This window comes from Acidicapsa borealis, from assembly GCF_059115245.1.
On the sequence record NZ_JCACNY010000001.1, the window covers coordinates 908905 to 926607 of the forward strand.

Sequence of the window (17703 nt, forward strand, 5' to 3'; positions counted from 1 at the left end):
GGGATGCGTAGCAGAAGTTGAGGCATGGCATGGCTTCCGGTGTTTCGCTAGAAATCCTGGACTTGCGGCACTTCGCTGCACCGATGCTGCGGCCGGTGCTGGAGGCGGAGAGCGCCATCTGGCGTGAGCGCCTGAACTGGGACTATCTCGCCTCGGCCAAACTACTCCTGCAATATCTCGATTCCCGTTCGCTTCCCGGCTATGTCGCTGTCGATGCCGGTAAAGTGACAGGCTACATCTTCTGCGTTTACGAGGATTCGAAGGCCGTCATCGGTGATGTGTTTGCTCTTCCCGAAGGCCTTGCAGGCGGAGCGGACGTTCCCTTTCTTGGCCGCGATACAAACGCTGGCCGGGAAGTCGAAGAGAGTCTGCTGCTGCGACTGCTCGAACTATTGCTGCATTCTCCCGGTGTGGACCGCATCGAGTCCCAGTTACTCCTTCATCGGGACGGAGAGCACTCCGAGGTGTTTCTCAAGGCCGGCTTCGACGTATACAAGCGTCTCTATCTGCGCCGAAGTCTTGTTTCCAGCGCACTCGAGGCTTCCATTGAACTGCCGCCGGAGTTGGAACTGCGTCCCTGGCAGGACTCCGATCTCAACGCCGCTGGTAGGCTGATCGCCGAAGCCTATCGCGATCATCCCGACAGCCGCATCAATGACCAATACCGCTCTGTCCACGGTTCACAGCGGTTTCTGCAGAATATCGTTCGCTTCCCCGGATGCGGCGTGTTCTCACCCCAGGCTTCGCACGTCGTGGTTGAGCGGCATAATCGGGAACCGATTGCCCTGTTGCTGGGCTCGCGCGTCAGTCCGCAGTGCGGCCACATTACGCAGCTATGCGTCCATCCCGCCTATCGCCGAATGGGGCTGGCCCGGATGCTGCTGCAGATGGCAGCCGTGCAGTTTCAGCGCCAGGGCATGACGGATCTCACCTTGACCGTAACAGAAGCAAACACCAAGGCCGTCGAGTTATACAAGTCCGAAGGCTATACCGTGGCCCACAGCTTCAACGCAGCTGTCTGGGTCAGGCGCTAGCGGGCCAGAAAATACATAATCCAGCTCAGCGCGATCGCCGATCCGATAAACAGCGAAAAGCACCAGGCGCCAAAGCGGACCATCATTTTTGGTGTGCTGCGCATGGTGATGGCAAACACCACGGACACGAATAGACCGAAAAGCAGCACGGCGGTGAAATGAGAGGGCGCGAAGGTCATTTCTTCCTGCCAGTGTAGAGATTGTGCGCATCCACCGCGGCGATGATATTGAGCAGGCCGGCTACGACAATAAAGCGGCTACCGTAGTCCGCTGAAGTGACCTGGACCGAGTCCGCGCCCAGGTTCAACTGGCGGCTCACGAAGTAAAAAAGCCCCGAGCCCAGGTCCCCGGCCATGCAGAGAATGTCCAGGATGTCATGAGCAGCCGTGTAAAGCTTCCCCTGCATCAGGATGCCGAGAACGAACATGCCGCCGATCGACGCTAGCAGCAGACCGCCGCGAATCCACTTGCGCTGCATGAAGTGACCCGCGCCAGGCAACAGCCAGCCAGCCAGCAACGGTCCGTATTGGAAGCCTGAGCGTTCAGACTTGACTGCTGCAGGTTTGGTGGTCGATGTCGCCATTTCTCTCTCATTCTACAGTACGCACGCTGCGGGATTCGGTTCCACACATCGTGCTCATTGGGAGTTAGACGGAGTTATGGGCGCGGAGATGGCTGGCTGAGAAAAGCCGCGATGTGCTCATTCAGAAATTTTTCATCCTCCGGACTTGCGCCCGCACCGGCTGGATGTCCCCAGAGCGAGGGAATCGGCAGCAGCGTGCATTTCGGGATGTACTGCGTCTCGTATTGGGCATCCCCGACAGGGAAGTAGAGATCGGTTGCGGAAGGCATGTAGAGCACCGGTGCCTTGATGCTGCCCAGCGCTTTCTGCAGGTCTCCGTTGAAACCCGGAGTGGTGCCCACATCGTGTTTTTCCCAGGTGCGCATCTGCAGGATCAGGTTATTGGCGTCGGCGTTAGGAATGAAGTTCTTGCGGTATTCATCGATGGTTGAACTCAGAGTCGCACCCGCTGGTGCGCCGACCTTCCACAACTCCCTGCGCCACCACTCCTGTGAATAGAGCCAGCCTGTCCATACCAGCGAGAAGGATTGGATACCTTTCTCCGGCTGCGTCTTGTAGTCGCCATTCATGAACGCCGCATCGGTCATGATGGCGTTGATCTCGCTCTCATTGCGCACAATGCCGTGACCGTAGGTCTTCGCGGTGCCGGAAGTCGCCACCACATAGCTCATGAAATCCGGATAGGAGACGGCCCATTGAAAGGCCTGCTGTGCGCCCATCGAAAAACCGATCACTGCCTGCAGATGCTTAACGCCGAGCTCCTTCGTGAGCAGCTCGTGAACAGCTTCTACGTTGTCGCGAATGGTCGTAACCGGAAAGCGCGGCCCGTGCAATGGCTCAGGCGTATTGCTGGGTGAGGAAGATCGGCCGTTGCCGAACAGCTCTGTCGCGATGAGGAACTGCTTGCTGGGGTCCAGAACATGCGCTTGCGATTTGGGGGAGTTGTCCAGCTTGATGAGCCACTCGTACCCGTGCATCTCGGCCATGTAGTGCGAGGGCAGCAGCACGGCGTTGTCGCCCGCTGCGTTCAGCTTGCCGTAGGTGCCGTAGACGATCTTCGCCTCCGGCAGCACGACTCCGCTCTCCGTCTTGAAGTTGTGGAGGATGAATGTGTGCTCTACCGGCTCCAGCTTTGCAACTGGAGTCTGCGCGGCGGACGCGATGGCACTGCAAGCGAGAAGGACGGCGGCGAAAAGCTTCATGTGGAAAGACTCCAGGATTGAGTGGCTAAGGTAGGGCAGGGAAGAGCGCAGGTTCTTTGCGATGGTGCGTGGCCTGCTCGAAATTGTAGGCGTAGCGAATCAGGCGGTCCTCCTGGAACGCAGGCGCAAGGATGGTCAGCCCAGCTGGCAGGTTGCCGTGGGTAAAGCCCATGGGAACGGTGATTGCCGGGAAGCCGGTCTGCGGTGAGAGCACCTGGCTATTGTCTCCCGCAGGGCTGGTCATGTCGCCCACCTTGCGCGGCGCGTTGCTCCACGTCGGGTAGACGATGGCGTCGAGATGATCCTTCGCCATCGCCGCGAGCAGGGCGTTGCGGAAGGCGATCTTTGCCGGATCGTGGTAGACATCCTCACAAGGCGAACGGCGGTCATCCTTCTGCGGCGGAGCGACAGATCCCTTGATCTCTTCCTCGATATACGGCAGATACAAACCTGACGCAACAATCGACTTAAGGTCGTGATACGGCGCGTTCGGATGCTGTGCGAGATAGTGATTGAGGTCAGCCTCGAAGTCCCCACACCACAGGTTCTTCTCAAGCGCTTCGTAGTCGGGAATGGTGAATGGATCGACCAGCGTAGCGCCTTCCTGCACCAGTGTCTTTAAAGCCTGTTCAGTGACGGCCTTTACTTCTGGGTCAGTGTCTTTGGTCTCAAAGTACTGCCGGAAGACACCGATCTGCGCACCCTTGAGTCCGTGGCGGTCGAGCGATTGCGTGTAATCAAGATGCGGATAGTCAGCAGCCTGGGCAGTGACCGGATAGGCAGGATCGGGTCCGGCTAAGACGGTCAGAAGCGCAGCCGCGTCGGCGACCGAACGGGCCATCGGGCCGCCTACGTCGTTATGCGCAAAGAGTGGAATAATACCGGATCGGCTGGTGAGTCCGATTGTTGGTCGAATGCCGACCAATGCGTTGTGGGACGATGGCCCGCGGATCGAGTTGCCTGTGTCCGTGCCCAGGCCAGACTGGCCTAGGCTGGCTGCCACGCCCGCTCCGGTGCCGCCGCTCGAGCCAGCGGGAACGCGCGTCAGGTCGTAAGAATTGCGTGTGATCCCGGCGATGGAGCTTGCCGTGAGATACGGGCTAAAGGCCCATTCGGCCATGTTGGTCTTGGCCAGGACGATCGCTCCCGCAGCGCGCAGCTTGGCCACCATCGTAGCGTCGTGCTCTGGGATGAAGCCTTTCATGGCCAGCGAGCCGCCTGTCGTCTGCAGGCCTGCCGTGTCGTAGTTGTCCTTTATAAGCACGGCGATGCCGCCCAGTGGAGGCAGCTTGTGCGTTTCCGCGAACTTGCGGTCGCACTCGTCTGCTTCCGCAAGCGCATTCGGATTGACGAGGACGATAGCGTTCAGCGGCAGGTGATCGGGACCGAGCGGTGTCTGGTCATACGCCTTGATGCGTGCGAGATAGCCTTCGACGATGGCTCGACAGGTCGTGCGCCCCTCGCGGATCGCTGCTTGCGTTTCGGCAATGGTAGCGCCGGTGACTTCGAAGGGTATTGGCTTTTGCGCGGCGAGCATGGTCGGGAGAAGGAAAAGGGCAAGAATGGCAGGCTTGATTCGGGTCATCAGGATGTTCGATTGATAGCATGCTCCACCGGGCAACGCACGGAAAATCTGGCGGAAGATTCGAGGCGCTGAAATTCGGCGCGTTACTCAGGTTCGCAATGCGTCGTGGCTTCATCGACCAAAGTGAGCAGGGTTCCGTCTGGTGCGGCCAATCGCAGCCCGCAGATGTGCCACTTGCCCTTCTCCTGCTGCGCCCATTCGCTCAGAGTGCCCTTGCCGCGACTGCCGTTAAGCGGAATCTGCAGGTCGGCGTTGCCGAAGCCGTGTTTCGAAATGACGGTGCCGCGCACGGGCCAACCCGGCTGAATGGGTAGACCAAGCGCAGCCTCGACCTTTGGCGAGATCTGCGCCTGGTAGATGGCAGGATCGGCGATCGCGCGCTTCTGGCTGCTGCTCTTGAAAGCGAACAGCACGCCAAGCAGCAGAAACGGAAAGAGCGCGACCGGCGCGAGGATGAGCGCGTTGCGCACCAGCTTCGACTTCTTCGCCGCGCTGTTGGTTTCCTTGCTTGGCAGGTGCGAATCCAGATTGCTCAAATCTTGTCTGCTCAAATCCTGACCAGTTCCTGCTGGCGCGGCCCCGTGACCCAGGCTCTCCCCGGAGCTGTAAGCATGTTCACTTCGCTGCGGACGCCGAACTGCGGATGCGTTCCGCCCTGGTAGTCCGGCGAAAGGTAGATGCCTGGCTCGACAGAGAAGCAGGTGTTGGGCAGGATCAGCCGCTCGTCGTGGGTTTCGAGATTGTCGAGGTGGGCGCCGGAGCCGTGCAGTTCTACTGCGATGTTGTGGCCGGTGCGGTGGGTGAAGTATTCGCCGAAGCCGGCATTGCGGATGACGGCGCGGGCTGCGTCGTCCGGCTCATAGCCATGCAGCGGGCGACCGGCGGCGAAGGCTTGTTCGACCACGGAGATCGCAGCATCGCGGGCGTCGCGGACGGTGCTGAAGACGATCTGTTCGAGGGCCGTAGGTTCGCGGCCGATGACGCCGGTCCAGGTGATGTCGTAGTGAATGCTGCTGGGCGTATCCGTCCGGCCCCAGATGTCGATGAGCAGGAAGTCGCCGCTGCGGATCGGTTTGGCGCTGGCTGCGGTTGGCTCGTAGTGCGAGTCGGCGCTGTTGGGGCCGACGCTGACGTTGGGCCCGTTTTCCCAGACGAGGCCTTCGATGCGCATGGCTTCGGCGAACCACTGCACCATGTCGAATTCCGTGATGCTGGCTGGTTTGCCGGTTGCCGGGCGGAGTACGCGGCCGATCTCATGGAAAGCCTGCGCGAGGATGGTGTCGATCTTGCGTTGCGCGGCGACGTGGCTGGCGACCTGGTCAGCGGTCAGCACGGCTTCGAAGTGGCTGACAAGGTCGGCAGAGCTGACGATGTCTTTGCCGATGCCGCGCAGAAATTCGACTGTGCCAGCGTCCACCATCGAGACGTACATGATGGCGTTCTTTGGCGAGTACTGCATGGCGATGCGGCGGGTGCCGGAAAGCATGGTGTCGAGGCGTTCGGCGAGTTCCTGCCAGCTGGAGTAGACGGCTTTTGTGCCGGGCAGGTGGTCGAGGCGGCCGGCTTCTATGCGGTGGACCAGCTTGCGGGGTTCGCCGTGGGTGGGAATGAAGTAGTACCAGCGGCGGGTGACGTGGGCGTGCGGGTCGATGCCGAGGATACGGTTGGCGATGGGGTCGCGGTGATGGTGGTCGTAGAAGAGCCAGCCGTCGATCGGGGTTTGGCCGGAGGCATCGCGGAGAGCGGCTTGGATAGCTTCCAGTTGCATGAAAAAAGCATACGGCATCTGGCCCGGAGGCCGGATGTTACCGGATCGAGGCGGCTTCGCGCCCATCAACAACGAGGCTAAGCTGAGCGAAGAAAGAGCGTATGGGATATGGGGGGGAGGGGTATTTATTTTTCCTCGTGCGACTATCACTCGGAGCTTCCCGATCTTGGCTGAATGCGCTGCAGGGAAGATCGAGCCGTGACGGATGATTCAATTATGCAATTTCCGCCAGAAATGCAACGCAAGACAGGAGGATGAGGTAAGTCACTGAAAACAAGGTTAATCGCGCGCGTACGGCGAGGGCGGGTCTTGACTTTATGTTGAATATTCAGCGAAAACGCTAACTTGCCGCCGCCCACAGACGCGGCAAGCTAGCCTTTGGGTTGATTTAGAAAGAGACGGAGGCGGCGCGCGGGCTCACTCCACTGAGCTCGGCTGCGCGGGCTTCTGCGTAGGCGGCTGCGCCGAGTAAGGCTGCTCGGGGTTCGAGGATCACCCGGACGGGCATGTGAATGAGGAGCTGGCTCAGGCGGCCTTTGTCGGTGAAGGCTTTGATGAAGGTGCCGTCTTTGAGCTTCTCGAGGATGCGGGGTGCGATGCCGCCGCCGATGTAGAGGCCGCCGATGGAAAGCACCTTGAGGGCGAGGTTGCCGGCCTCCGCGCCGTAGGCGGAGACGAACATGTCCAGGGTGCGCTCGCAGATCTCGCTTTTAGCGGAGAGAGCCAGCTCAGTGATGACGGCGTTGGGGTCTTCGGAGGCCATGCGGTCGCGGAGCCAGGTGGGCTCTTCCATGCCGCGGACGTCGCGGAGGAAGTCGTAGATGTTGGTGAAGCCCATGCCACTGACGACACGTTCGTAGCTGACACGACCGTTGTAACGCTGCTTGAGGAAGCGGAGCAGGTCGATCTCGTCTTCGTCGCGCGGGCCGTAGTCGGTGTGGCCGCCTTCGGAAGGCATGGGGATGTGGATGCGGCCGTTCCAGGCGAGGATGCCTTCGCCCAGGCCGGTGCCGGCGGCGATAAGGGCGCGGTTGCCGATCTGGCCAGCGTCGCCTTCGGAGAGGGTGTAGATCTGGTTCGGCTTCAGCTCGGCTACGCCGTATCCGTTGGCTTCGAGGTCATTGATCAGAAAGACGTGATCGATCTTGAGGCTGTGGGAGAGCTCGCGGCTGTCGAGGGTCCAGGGCAGGTTGGTCAGGCGCAGGCGGCCATCGCGGACGGGTCCGGGGACGCCGAAGCAGGCTGAGGTGACGCTGTCTCCGCCGAGGAACTCGCGGACGATCTCTTCGAGACCGGAGTAGTCCTTGGCGGGGTATTTTTCATCGCGGCTGTATTGCAGGTTGCCGTTGGTAAAGTCGTACAGCGCCAGGTGGACCTTGGTACCGCCTACGTCGCCTGCCAGAATCATCGAGTTCTCTCCAAATGGCCTTTGCCGTCTGCGTCCGGTGCTGGTAGCTGGGCTGCGGCGGCCTTATCCAAAATCAAAGTGAGTATACCGCTTGCGGGCCAGATCAGTTGCGAGGGCAGACGCTCGACATCTTTGGGGCCAAGGAAAACTTCGTGAAGCGGGGTGGCTTTGTCCGCGCCGCCGATGAGGAAGAAGACTTCGCGTGCATGGTTGATGACGGGCCAGGTGAGGGTGATGCGCCAGGTGTCCTTTTGCGGGACATGGTTGGCGGCGACGATGCGGCCCATCTCGTGGATGGCTTCGGTGTGGGGGAAGAGCGAGGCAGTGTGGCCGTCGTCGCCCATGCCGAGGGTGATGATGTCGAAGCGCGGGGCTTCGGCGCCTTCGAGGCGGAAGGTGCGGCGGATGTCGTATTCGTACTCGGCGGCGGCGACTTCGGGCTCGAGTTCGCCCTGGATGCGATGGATCTGCTCGGGGCGGAGGTTGACTTTGTCGAGCAGGGCTTCCTTGGTCATGCGGTAGTTGCTGTCGGCGTCGGTGGGCGGGACGGTGCGCTCGTCGACGAAGAAGAGTTCGAGCTGCTGCCAGGGGAAGCGGCTGAAGAATGTGTGCGCGGAGTCGGCGAGCAGGGCGAAGGTGGCCTTGGGGGTGGATCCGCCGGATACGGCGATGCGAACGCGGCCACGGGCGGCTACTGCTTCTTCGGCGAGTTCGGTGAGATGGAGGGCGGCACGGTAGGCGAGTGCTGCGGGATCGGGTTCGACGACGTAGCTGACTTTGAGGGTTGCTGACATGAAAGCTCCGGGGACAAGGGAATAGGGATTAGGGAATAGGGAATAGCAAACAAATGCACTGTATCGTGCTCAGACTTGTTTGTCCCTGCCTGTGGGTAAGCTTGTTATCGAAGTTTCTTCATCAGAGCTACCAGCATGCGTCCAACTTCGTCTGAAAGATCGTCGGCGTGCTTGCCTTCCTTCTCATTTCCGAATCCCACTTTGCGGGCAATTACCAGTTGTGTTTCGACTTCAAAGTTAGAACCGCGTGCGTGACCTAGAAATTGAAGATATTCTCCGCGCGTGTTGCGACCGTATCCTTCCGCGATATTGCTAGCAATCGAGACTGATGCACGGCGGAGTTGATTGCTTAGTCCAAATTGTTCTGATGACGGGAATGCAGCCGTGAATTTGTAGATTGCTGTGGTCAGTTCGATTGCGCGCTGCCAGACAATGAGGTCTTTGAAAGAGTCGCCCATCTGCGATTGCCTCTTGGTTTCTCGCGATCTGGGCGACTGATTCAAGTGATGCATGGGATTTCGGGCCGGCAAGTGAACTGCTCTTGCTCTTGTTTTCTATTCCCTAATCCCTGTTCCCTCGACTTACAGTTTGCGCCAGGTGTGGCCGTCTTTTTTGAGGAGCTCGTCGGAGCAGTCCGGGCCTGCGGAGCCGGCGGCATAGTTGGGGAAAGTTTCTGCTTTCTTGTCTGCCCAGGCTTCGAGGATCGGGGTGTAGAGGCCCCAGGTGGTTTCTACGCCATCGCGATGGGCGAACAGGGTCTGGTCGCCGAGCATGGCGTCGAGCAGGAGGCGCTCATAGCCGTTGGTGGAGTTCTTGCCGAAGGCTTTGGCGTAGTCGAAGTCCATGGTGACGGGGCAGACGGACATGTTTTGCGTAGAGGGGACTTTGGCGCCAAAGCGGAGGGAGATGCCTTCGTCGGGCTGAATGCGCATGGTGATGACGTTGGGCTGGATTTCGCCGCAGTCGCCGCCTGAGCCGGACTTGTTGAAGATGAGCTGCGGGGGCTGCTTGAACTGGACGCTGATTTCTGTCGAGCGCTTGGCGAGGCGTTTGCCGGCGCGGAGGTAGAAGGGAACTCCGGCCCAACGCCAGTTGTCGATCTCAAGCTTTACCGCGGCGTAGGTCTCGGTGCTGGACTCGGGATCGACGCGGTCTTCCTGGCGGTAGCCGATGACGTCCTTGCCACCAATTTGGCCGGGGCCGTACTGGCCGCGGACGGCGTTGGTGATCGGGATGGATGGGATGGCCTGCCAGACCTTCAGCTTTTCGAGGCGGACGGACTGGGATTCGAAGGACATGGGCGGCTCCATGGCTACGAAGGAGAGCAGCTCCATGACGTGGTTCTGGACGACGTCGCGCAGCGCCCCAGCCTTTTCGTAGAACGGGCCGCGGCCTTCTACGCCGAGGGTTTCTGCGGCCGTGATCTGAACGCTGTCGATGTAGTTGCGGTTCCAGACGGGCTCGAAGATGCCATTGGCGAAGCGGAAGACGAGGATGTTCTGGACGGTTTCTTTGCCGAGGTAGTGGTCGATACGGAAGACCTGACGCTCGGAGAAGACGGCGTTGACGTCGCGGTTCAGCTCTTTGGCGGATTCGAGATCGTGGCCGAAAGGCTTTTCGATGACAGCGCGGACGGAGCCGTGTTCCGGCTTGGCGAGGCCTTTGGCGCCGAGGTTCTCGACGATCTCGGTGAAGTATTCGGGGGCAGTGGCGAGATAGAAGAGCCGGTTGCCGGTGGTGATATTGAGTTCTTTGGCGATCTTGTCCAGCTCGGCTTTGAGGCCGTCGTAGCCGGCAGCATCGTCGAAGTTCATGGGGAAGTAGCGAACTTTTTTGATGAAATCATCCAGCGCGGACTCGTCCGTCTTGACGTTGCCGAACTCGACGATACCTTCGCGCATGTCTTTGGCGAAGCTGTCGCCGAGGGGGCGGCGGGCAACGCCGACGATGGCGAATTCCTTGGGAAGGAGGCCATCCTGCTGGAGATGATAGAGCGCCGGGAGCAGCTTGCGCTTGGTCAGGTCGCCAGAGGCGCCGAAGATGACGATGATGGTTGGTTCGGGGATGCGGACGCTGCCGGCGGTGACTTTGGACAGATCTTCAGGGCTGACACTTAACTGTGCTGTGGCCATTGCTTTGCCTCTTGGGGGCAGCTTGTTGCTGCCAGCTTTTAGCCTCGAGCTTGATGCTGGGGCTTGATTCGATAGCGGATGCTCCATCCCGTGCCGCGCGGCGACGAGGGACGGAGCATCCGAGGTTATTTCTTTCCGCATTCTTGAGATGCGGCACCGTAGTCTGCGGTGGCTAGTCTTTCTTGACAGCGTGGCCACCGAAGGCATTGCGCTGGATGGCGATCATGCGGTCGGTGAAGTTGTTTTCTTCGCGCGAACGGATGCGGCGAATGAGGGATTCGGTGATGACCGGCGCGGAGACGTTCAGATCAATCGCTTCGAAGACAGTCCAGCGACCTTCGCCGGAGTCGGCGACATAGGCTTCGAGGCCGTCGAGGGTGGGGTTCTTTTCGAGGGCGTCGGCGGTGAGGTCGAGCAGCCACGAGCGGACGACGGAGCCAACCTGCCAGATGCGGGCGATCTGGGGAAGGTTGAGGTCGAGGACTTCCTTCTTTTCGAGGATGGTGAAGCCCTCGGCATAGGCCTGCATCATGCCGTACTCGATGCCGTTGTGGACCATCTTGACGAAGTGGCCGGCCCCGGCGGGGCCGACGTGTCCCCATCCCTTGTCCTTGGCGGGAGCGAGTGCTTCGAAGATGGGGCGCAGGTGCTCGACGGGATCCTTGTCGCCGCCGATCATCATGCTGTAGCCCTCTTTCAGGCCCCAGACGCCGCCGGAGGTGCCTACGTCGACGAAGTTGAAGCCCTTGGCCTTGGCTTCATCATGGCGGCGCATCGAGTCCTTGTAGTTGGAGTTGCCGCCATCGATGATGGTGTCGCCGGGAGCGAGGAATGGCTCCAGCTTGGCGATGGTCTCATCGACGGGCGCGCCGGCGGGAACCATGAGCCAGATGGCGCGGGGGGCTTCGAGCTTCTGCACCAGCTCCTCGAGGCTCGATACGCCGACGTTGCCGCTGGCAGAGAGTTTGGCGACCGCTTCCGCGTTGAAATCAAATCCGACGACCTGGTGGCCGCCGAGGCGAATGCGCTCCGCCATGAATCCGCCCATCTTGCCGAGTCCGATGAGTCCTAGTTGCATTTGGTTCTCCTTGTAGCGAGTGGTTAGTGGCTAGTGGTGAGTGATTAGTGTTTTTTGCAGATTAGGGTTCGCGACCGCTAACCACTCATCACTAAACACTTGTTTCTCAAAGTATTCCGAGCTGCTGCAGGTCGGAGCGTAATTTTGCTTCGCCGAGAAATTGGATTGCGTGCATGCCCACGGCGGCTGCTGCGTCGGCATTGCCCTTGCGATCGTCGATGAAGATGATTCTGCTCGCGGGTACGCCGAGGATGTCGACGGCGCGGCGATAGATTTCTGCTTCAGGCTTGCGCAAGCCGACGTAGCAGGAGCTGAACTGTACGTCGAGGTGACGGCTGAGGTCGTATTTTTCCATGCGATATTCATGCAGCAGACGCGATTCGTTATTCAATAAACCTACTAACCACTTGTCTGATGCCGCAATTTCGCCGAGGATTCCAATGGCGTTATCAGCTAATGGGACGGACTGCAGCTTCATGGCTGCGATGAACTGGTCCGGGGTAAAGCTGCGCGGCTCGTAGAAGAGGGTGGCGTTGAGGTAGTCGTCAGCTGAAATGGTGTCGCGCTCCCATGCGTCGTAGGGCTCGGGATGGCGCTTTTCGAACTCTGTTTTGTCGATACCGAATTGGGCGAGAACTACGGCGCGTTCGTTGTGGTCCCAGCCATTGGTGAGGAGCACTCCGCCGACGTCGAACAAGATTACGTCGAATTCAGACGGGTTGCTTGCGGAATTGGACATGCGCGGGGAACCTTTCGGGTGAGTCACAGCGGATGCTCTTGCAGGATAAGTTGTAATGCCAGCGAGTTACGGTCAATTCAGCGAAATTCATCGGGTCTTGACTTGTTCTGGTCTGATTTGGCTGGGATGGGCGAATTGGGGAGTTCGCCAGTCCCGTTATGACGCTGTGGTTTTCGAGTACTTGGCTTCGATGGCCAGCAGCTTCTTGTAGCGGCGGACGAAGCGCTCTTCGGTGGCGACGAAGTTGGCGGCGAGGAAGCTGTCGGAGACATCGTGAGCGGTTTCCGTGCCTATAACGCGCGCGCCGAGGACGAGGACGTTCATCTCGTCGTGTTCGACACCCTGGTGGGCCGAGTAGTGATCGTGGCACATGCCGGCGCGGATGCCGGGGATCTTGTTGGCTGCGACGCATACGCCGACGCCCGAGCCGCAGATGAGGATGCCGCGCGAGGCTACGCCTGCGTTGATGGCGTCGCCGACGGCTTCGGCGGCGTCGGGGTAGTCGGAGGGCGTGGTCGAGTGGACGCCGAGATCCACGACTTCGTGGCCTTTCGCGGCGAGATAAGCGCGTACGTCCTCTTTCAGGAGGAAGCCGGCGTGGTCGGAACCGATGACTAATTTCATGGGAAGTCCTAGTGTGAGTGTGGAGTGTGAGTGTGAAGTGCGGAGTGGCTTTCACACTCACACTTCGCACTCACACTGTCGTTGCTTACTTGCCGAGCACGGTCTTGGCGTGTGCGGCTACATTCTCGCCGGTGAAGCCGAGTTCCTTCAGGACGATGTCGCCGGGGGCAGAGGCGCCGAAACGTTCCAGACCGATGACCGAGCCTTTGGCGCCGACGAGGTACTTCCACCAGCCGAGCGGGGAGCCGGCTTCGATGGCGACCTTGGGGATGCCGGGCAGCAGGATCGAGTCGCGGTAGGCTTCGGTCTGCTCGTCGAAGATTTTCCAGCTGGGCAGGGAGACGACACGGGCTGCGATGCCGGACTCCTTGAGCAGCTTGGCTCCATCAAGGGCAGTCCAGACTTCCGCGCCGGTTGCGATGAGGACGACTTCGGGGTTCTCGGCGTCTTCCACCACATATCCGCCCTTGCTGGCGCCGGCGTAGGTGTCGATGGTGTTGGGGTCGAGAACAGGAAGATCCTGGCGGCTGAGGGCCATGAAGCTGGGGCTGTTGCGCTCGAGAGCCAAACGCCAGCAGGCCGCAGTTTCGTTGGCGTCCGCGGGGCGGAAGTCGGTGAAGCAAGGCAGCGCGCGGAGGGCCATCAGGTGCTCGATGGGCTCGTGCGTGGGGCCGTCGCCACCGACTGCGACCGAGTCATGCGTGTAGACGAAGAGCGAGTGGGTCTGCATGATCGCTGCGAGACGCAGGGCCGGCTTGCAGTAGTCGGAGAAGACGAAGAAGGTGGAGCCGAATGGAATCAGACCGCCGTGCGCGGCGATGCCGTTGACGGCGGCAGACATGGCGAATTCGCGAACGCCCCAGAAGACGTTGCGGCCGGTGGGATCGACGTGGAAGCTGGGGCTGTCCTTGAAGATGGTCTTAGTGGAGCTGGTGAGATCGGCCGCGCCGCCGAAGAGCTCGGGGACGGTCTTTTCGAGAGCATTGAGAACGGTGCCGCCGGCGGTGCGGGTGGCCTGGGGCTTGCCGGCTGGGAAGCTCGGGATCGCCTTGTACCAGTCGGCCTTACGCTCGTTCTTCCAGGTGCGCTCGAATTCAGCTGCCAATTCGGGGAATTCAGCCTTGTATTTGGCGAAGAGATCGTTCCACTCCGACTCGTACTTTGCGCCGGTGTCGAGGGACTGGCGCCAGTTGGCGAGGGCCTCTTCGGGGATGTAGAAGCTCTGGTCTTCGGGGAAGCCGAAGAACTTCTTCGTAGCTGCTGTAGCTTCGGCGCCGAGGGCTTCTCCGTGAACCTTGTTGGTGCCAGCCTTGGGTGAACCGTAGCCGATGACGGTGCGAACGCCGATCAGGGTTGGCTTGGTGGTTTCGGCCTGGCCTTCCTTGATGGCGGCTTCGATGGCAGCGATATCGTTGCCGTCGGCGACGCGGAGTACCTGCCAGCCATAGGCTTCGTAGCGGGCGTAGACATTTTCCGTAAAGGACAGCTCGGTGGGGCCGTCGAGGGAGATGAGGTTGTCGTCGTAGAGGAAGATCAGCTTGCCGAGGCCGAGGGTACCGGCGAGCGAGGCCGCTTCGTGGGTGACGCCTTCCATCATGTCGCCATCACCCATGATGCCGTAGGTGAAGTGATCGATGATGCCGTAGCCGGGCTTGTTGTACTGCGCGGAGAGGTGCTTTTCCGCGATAGCGAGGCCGACTGCCATGGCGAAACCCTGGCCGAGGGGGCCAGTGGTGACTTCAACGCCGTCGGTGTGGTGGTACTCGGGGTGGCCGGGGGTCTTGGATCCCCACTGGCGGAAGCTCTTGAGGTCGTCGAGGGAAAGCTTGTAGCCGGAGAGATAGAGCAGGCCGTAAATGAGCGGCGAGGCATGGCCGTTGGAAAGGACGAAGCGGTCGCGGTTGGCCCACTTGGAGTTGCCGGGATTGTGCTTCATTACATTGTGGAAGAGCACGTAGCCGGCGGGCGAGAGTGCGATGGGGGCGCCAGGGTGGCCGTTCTTGGCTTTCTCGACTGTATCGATGGCTAGAATGCGCAGCGTGTCGATGGAAAGATGATCGAGATCTTTAGCAATGTCGGACATAAGCTTTTGGTGTTCCTTTCGGTTCTCGGCACCGATATTGGCGATGCGGATGTTGGTGTGATTCCTCTGTTCTACTGTTCGATGCGAACTTCGTAATTATGGCCGAGCCAGCGGTTTTCCTCTGGCCAGAAGAAAGTTAATGATATCTGACCGGGGTTTGCGGTATCAGCGCCCTGCTTTGCGGTGGCGGGGATGTCGGCTGAAAAGCCTGCGCTGCCCAGCCCACGGCTCTCCGTGGTGTTGCTGGTGCTCCAACCATTATCGGACCAGAGGACGGTAAAGCGCTTGTCTTCGAGGACGCGCAGGGTGGCGTGGGGTGAGATCACCTGGATGGGACGATGCAGGCTGAAGATCTCGATGCACTTCTGGTGCGCGCGGCCGTGGTGCTCGGAGCGGGCGTGGTTGTGCGCGGAGGGGAACTTGCTGTAGCGCTGATACACGGGCTCGATGCGATCAAAGACCTTGCCGTCGAGGGCGGAGCGGAGCAGCTTGAGGTATTCGGCGTGCGCCCAGACGAGCGGGCAGGCGGATCCGGCGGGTCCGCCGAGCTTGAGGTGGTCCTCCGGGCGGTCGGCTGCGTCCCAGATCTGCTCGGGGAGCATGTTTCCGGCGGTGGCGTAGCCTTCGTAGGTCTTGATGAGGTGGCTGACGTCGTGCCCGGCGGCGATTTCGTAGTGCGCGCGTTCGCCGGTCAGGAGCGGCCAAACGCGGCCCTGGCCGTAGGTGTGGAAGGGACCGCCGTCGGCGCCCTGGCCGTAGCCATCCCAGTTGTAGCGCAGCCAGCCGGGGCCCTGGGGAAGTTCGCGCTTGATGATGGCGTCAACGACCTTGAGTGAGTCGATCATGAGCGGGTCGTCGGCGCGGCGGATGCCGTAGCGGACCAGTTCGAGGAAGCCGCCGTCGATGATTTCGCGGGCTTCGAACTCGTAGCGGGTGCCTGGCGGGCGGTTGTTGAGGTGAATTTTCTCTGTGCCGGGGCCTTCCTTGTAGATGGCGTCGCCTTGCTCCGGTGGCCGGATGCGCATGTAGTGGCGTTTGACTTCGGGGAGCAGGATGCCGTCGTTGGTGACGGTCCAGTCTTCGAGGTGAGACTCGATCCAGTCGGCAAACTGCTCGATGAACTCGGCCAGTTCGAGGGATTGGTGATCGCGGGCGATTTCCGCGGCGCAGATGAGGCCGCCAATGACTGCGGCGAGAGTCGAGGGCGAATAGCCGGAGTTTTCTTCCCAGCGTTCCTGGTGCGTGATGGGGGCGTGACGGATGAGGAAGCCGGCGGCGCGTTCGACGAAGGGAAAGACGTCCCAGTTGCCGAGTCCGCCGGCCTTCCAGATGCGCCAGGTGAGGATGAGCGGGAAAGCTACTTCGTCGAGCTGGAGGCCGGTCCAGTAAGGGCGACCGTCGATCCAGAAATTCTGGGCGAAGCTGCCGTCGGGCCGCTGGGTACAGGCGAGGTAGACGAGGGCGCGGCGGGCTGTGTCCACGCGGCCGCAGGCGAGGAGGGCGGTTGCGGTCTGGACCATGTCGCGGGTCCAAACCAGGTGGTAGCCGCCGAGGTCGTCGTCGCCCTTTGCCTGGCCCCAGGGAATGGATGCGGAGGCGACGAACGCGCCGGAGTAGGTTTTATCTTCGTGGGCCAGAAGGATATTGTGGCTGGTCTGCATGAGCAGGCCGCGGTCGCCGGATTTTACGGCCAGGCGGTAGGGGCTCGCGGCACGCTGCCACTGCTCGAGGAAGCGGGCGGCGTTCTGCGAGAAGGGCAGGGAAAGAGCACCCATGGTCTTCGATAGTGCTGAGTGGTGGCTGTCGCCGATGCCGATACCGAGGGTGAATTCGCGGCTGCCGCCGAGGTCGATTTCGCCCATCACGGAGATATTGCCGTTGGTGGCGGAGCCGAACTGCCAGTCCATGTGGAAGTCGCTGATCAGGTCGCGCCAGCCGTCGCTGGCTCCGACAAAGCCGCAACTGACGCGGGAGAAGCCGCAGTCGACGGACATGGCGAGGGTCCAGCGGTTCTTCCAGGCGACGAGCACTTTGCGGCCGGCAACGTCGACGGCGCGCGCGGAGTTGCCCGAGCCGCCGCCGTCCATGTGCGGGGCGAGCAGGGAGTAGATTTTGAGCTTATTGAGGAATTCCTCTGTGCCGTTCGGCCCGAGTTCCAGGCGGACGTGCATCAGGACCACGCTATGGTGCGGGTCGCAGATGATGTCCTTGACGAGCTGATAGCGGCCTTCCTTGTCGCGGTTGGTGTAGCGGACGCCGAGCGCTTCGGGGTGGAGGTATTCGAAGGCCGGGATGAGGTCGCGCTTTTCCTCATGCAGGAACGTGGAGCCATCGGAGATGAGCAGGCCGAGGTCGCGGGTCTGGGGATGGTCGATGGTGGGGTGGTAGATCTCGTTGAGGATGCCGTGCGAGACGGTGAACCAGATACGGCTGGAGGCCGAGTAGGCGGTGCCGACGGCGTCCTTGACGCTTGAGGTCCATCGGGGCGACAGGCCGGGCGAGCCGAAAGCTTCGCCTTGCTGATCGAGCCATCGGTAGAGGGAGTCCTGGGGCGTTGCCAGCAGCGAGTCTTGAATCAAGGGGGAAACCTCTCGGGGTTCTGGTTGTTCTTGTCGTTCTCGTTGTTGTTATTGTCCAGCTTCACTCGTCGTGCACAGTGTGAATTTCACTATC

Annotated in this window: 16 protein-coding genes; 1 reads left to right on the forward strand and 15 read right to left on the reverse strand. The window is 60.8% G+C overall.

What is annotated here, in order from left to right:
* Positions 1-29: 29 nt before the first annotated feature.
* Positions 30-1034: a GNAT family N-acetyltransferase gene (locus AC5S27_RS03750; protein ID WP_493933238.1), complete on the forward strand. Its 1005-nt coding sequence runs from the start codon at positions 30-32 to the stop codon at positions 1032-1034.
* Here AC5S27_RS03750 and AC5S27_RS03755 read toward each other — a convergent pair.
* The 15 genes from AC5S27_RS03755 to AC5S27_RS03825 form a co-directional block, all read right to left on the reverse strand.
* A complete protein-coding gene (locus AC5S27_RS03755; protein ID WP_493933239.1) occupies positions 1031-1213 on the reverse strand; it encodes a hypothetical protein in 183 nt (60 codons plus the stop codon). The two genes, AC5S27_RS03750 and AC5S27_RS03755, sit on opposite strands and share 4 nt — an antisense overlap.
* A complete protein-coding gene (locus AC5S27_RS03760) occupies positions 1210-1617 on the reverse strand; it encodes a DUF6677 family protein (protein ID WP_493933240.1) in 408 nt (135 codons plus the stop codon). The genes AC5S27_RS03755 and AC5S27_RS03760 overlap by 4 nt, the downstream gene beginning before the upstream one ends.
* 74 nt (positions 1618-1691) lie before the next feature.
* Positions 1692-2819 (reverse strand): alpha/beta fold hydrolase, encoded by a 1128-nt coding sequence (locus AC5S27_RS03765; RefSeq protein ID WP_493933241.1) that lies wholly within the window; start codon positions 2817-2819, stop codon positions 1692-1694.
* Between the two features lie 25 nt (positions 2820-2844).
* Positions 2845-4404 (reverse strand): amidase, encoded by a 1560-nt coding sequence (locus AC5S27_RS03770; RefSeq protein ID WP_493933242.1) that lies wholly within the window; start codon positions 4402-4404, stop codon positions 2845-2847.
* Positions 4405-4487: 83 nt separating this feature from the next.
* Positions 4488-4940 (reverse strand): cytochrome c oxidase assembly factor Coa1 family protein, encoded by a 453-nt coding sequence (locus AC5S27_RS03775; RefSeq protein WP_493933243.1) that lies wholly within the window; start codon positions 4938-4940, stop codon positions 4488-4490.
* Between the two features lie 11 nt (positions 4941-4951).
* Positions 4952-6172, reverse strand: a complete 1221-nt coding sequence (locus AC5S27_RS03780) for a M24 family metallopeptidase (RefSeq protein ID WP_493933244.1) — start codon at positions 6170-6172, stop codon at positions 4952-4954.
* 388 nt (positions 6173-6560) lie between these two features.
* Complete coding sequence (gene glk / locus AC5S27_RS03785) at positions 6561-7580, reverse strand: glucokinase (RefSeq protein ID WP_493933245.1); 1020 nt, start codon at positions 7578-7580, stop codon at positions 6561-6563.
* Positions 7577-8374 carry a 6-phosphogluconolactonase gene (gene pgl / locus AC5S27_RS03790; protein WP_493933246.1) on the reverse strand — a complete coding sequence of 266 codons (798 nt, stop codon included), beginning with the start codon at positions 8372-8374 and terminating at the stop codon, positions 7577-7579. Before pgl ends, glk begins: the two co-directional genes overlap by 4 nt.
* 104 nt (positions 8375-8478) lie before the next feature.
* The gene (locus AC5S27_RS03795) at positions 8479-8832 is read right to left on the reverse strand and encodes a four helix bundle protein (protein ID WP_493933247.1); all 354 of its coding nucleotides are present in this window, start codon (positions 8830-8832) and stop codon (positions 8479-8481) included.
* Between the two features lie 123 nt (positions 8833-8955).
* Positions 8956-10506, reverse strand: a complete 1551-nt coding sequence (zwf, locus tag AC5S27_RS03800; protein ID WP_493933248.1) for a glucose-6-phosphate dehydrogenase — start codon at positions 10504-10506, stop codon at positions 8956-8958.
* Positions 10507-10678: 172 nt separating this feature from the next.
* The gene (gene gnd, locus AC5S27_RS03805) at positions 10679-11584 is read right to left on the reverse strand and encodes a phosphogluconate dehydrogenase (NAD(+)-dependent, decarboxylating) (protein WP_493933249.1); all 906 of its coding nucleotides are present in this window, start codon (positions 11582-11584) and stop codon (positions 10679-10681) included.
* A 106-nt stretch (positions 11585-11690) separates the two neighbouring features.
* On the reverse strand, positions 11691-12323 hold the full coding sequence (locus tag AC5S27_RS03810; RefSeq protein ID WP_493933250.1) for an HAD family hydrolase: 633 nt from the start codon (positions 12321-12323) through the stop codon (positions 11691-11693).
* Positions 12324-12479: 156 nt separating this feature from the next.
* The gene (rpiB, locus tag AC5S27_RS03815) at positions 12480-12947 is read right to left on the reverse strand and encodes a ribose 5-phosphate isomerase B (protein WP_493933251.1); all 468 of its coding nucleotides are present in this window, start codon (positions 12945-12947) and stop codon (positions 12480-12482) included.
* 85 nt (positions 12948-13032) lie between these two features.
* Positions 13033-15030, reverse strand: coding sequence for a transketolase (gene tkt, locus AC5S27_RS03820; RefSeq protein WP_493933252.1), 1998 nt, complete (start codon positions 15028-15030; stop codon positions 13033-13035).
* 71 nt (positions 15031-15101) lie between these two features.
* Positions 15102-17609, reverse strand: a complete 2508-nt coding sequence (locus AC5S27_RS03825) for a glycoside hydrolase family 15 protein (protein WP_493933253.1) — start codon at positions 17607-17609, stop codon at positions 15102-15104.
* Between the last annotated feature and the right edge of the window lie 94 nt (positions 17610-17703).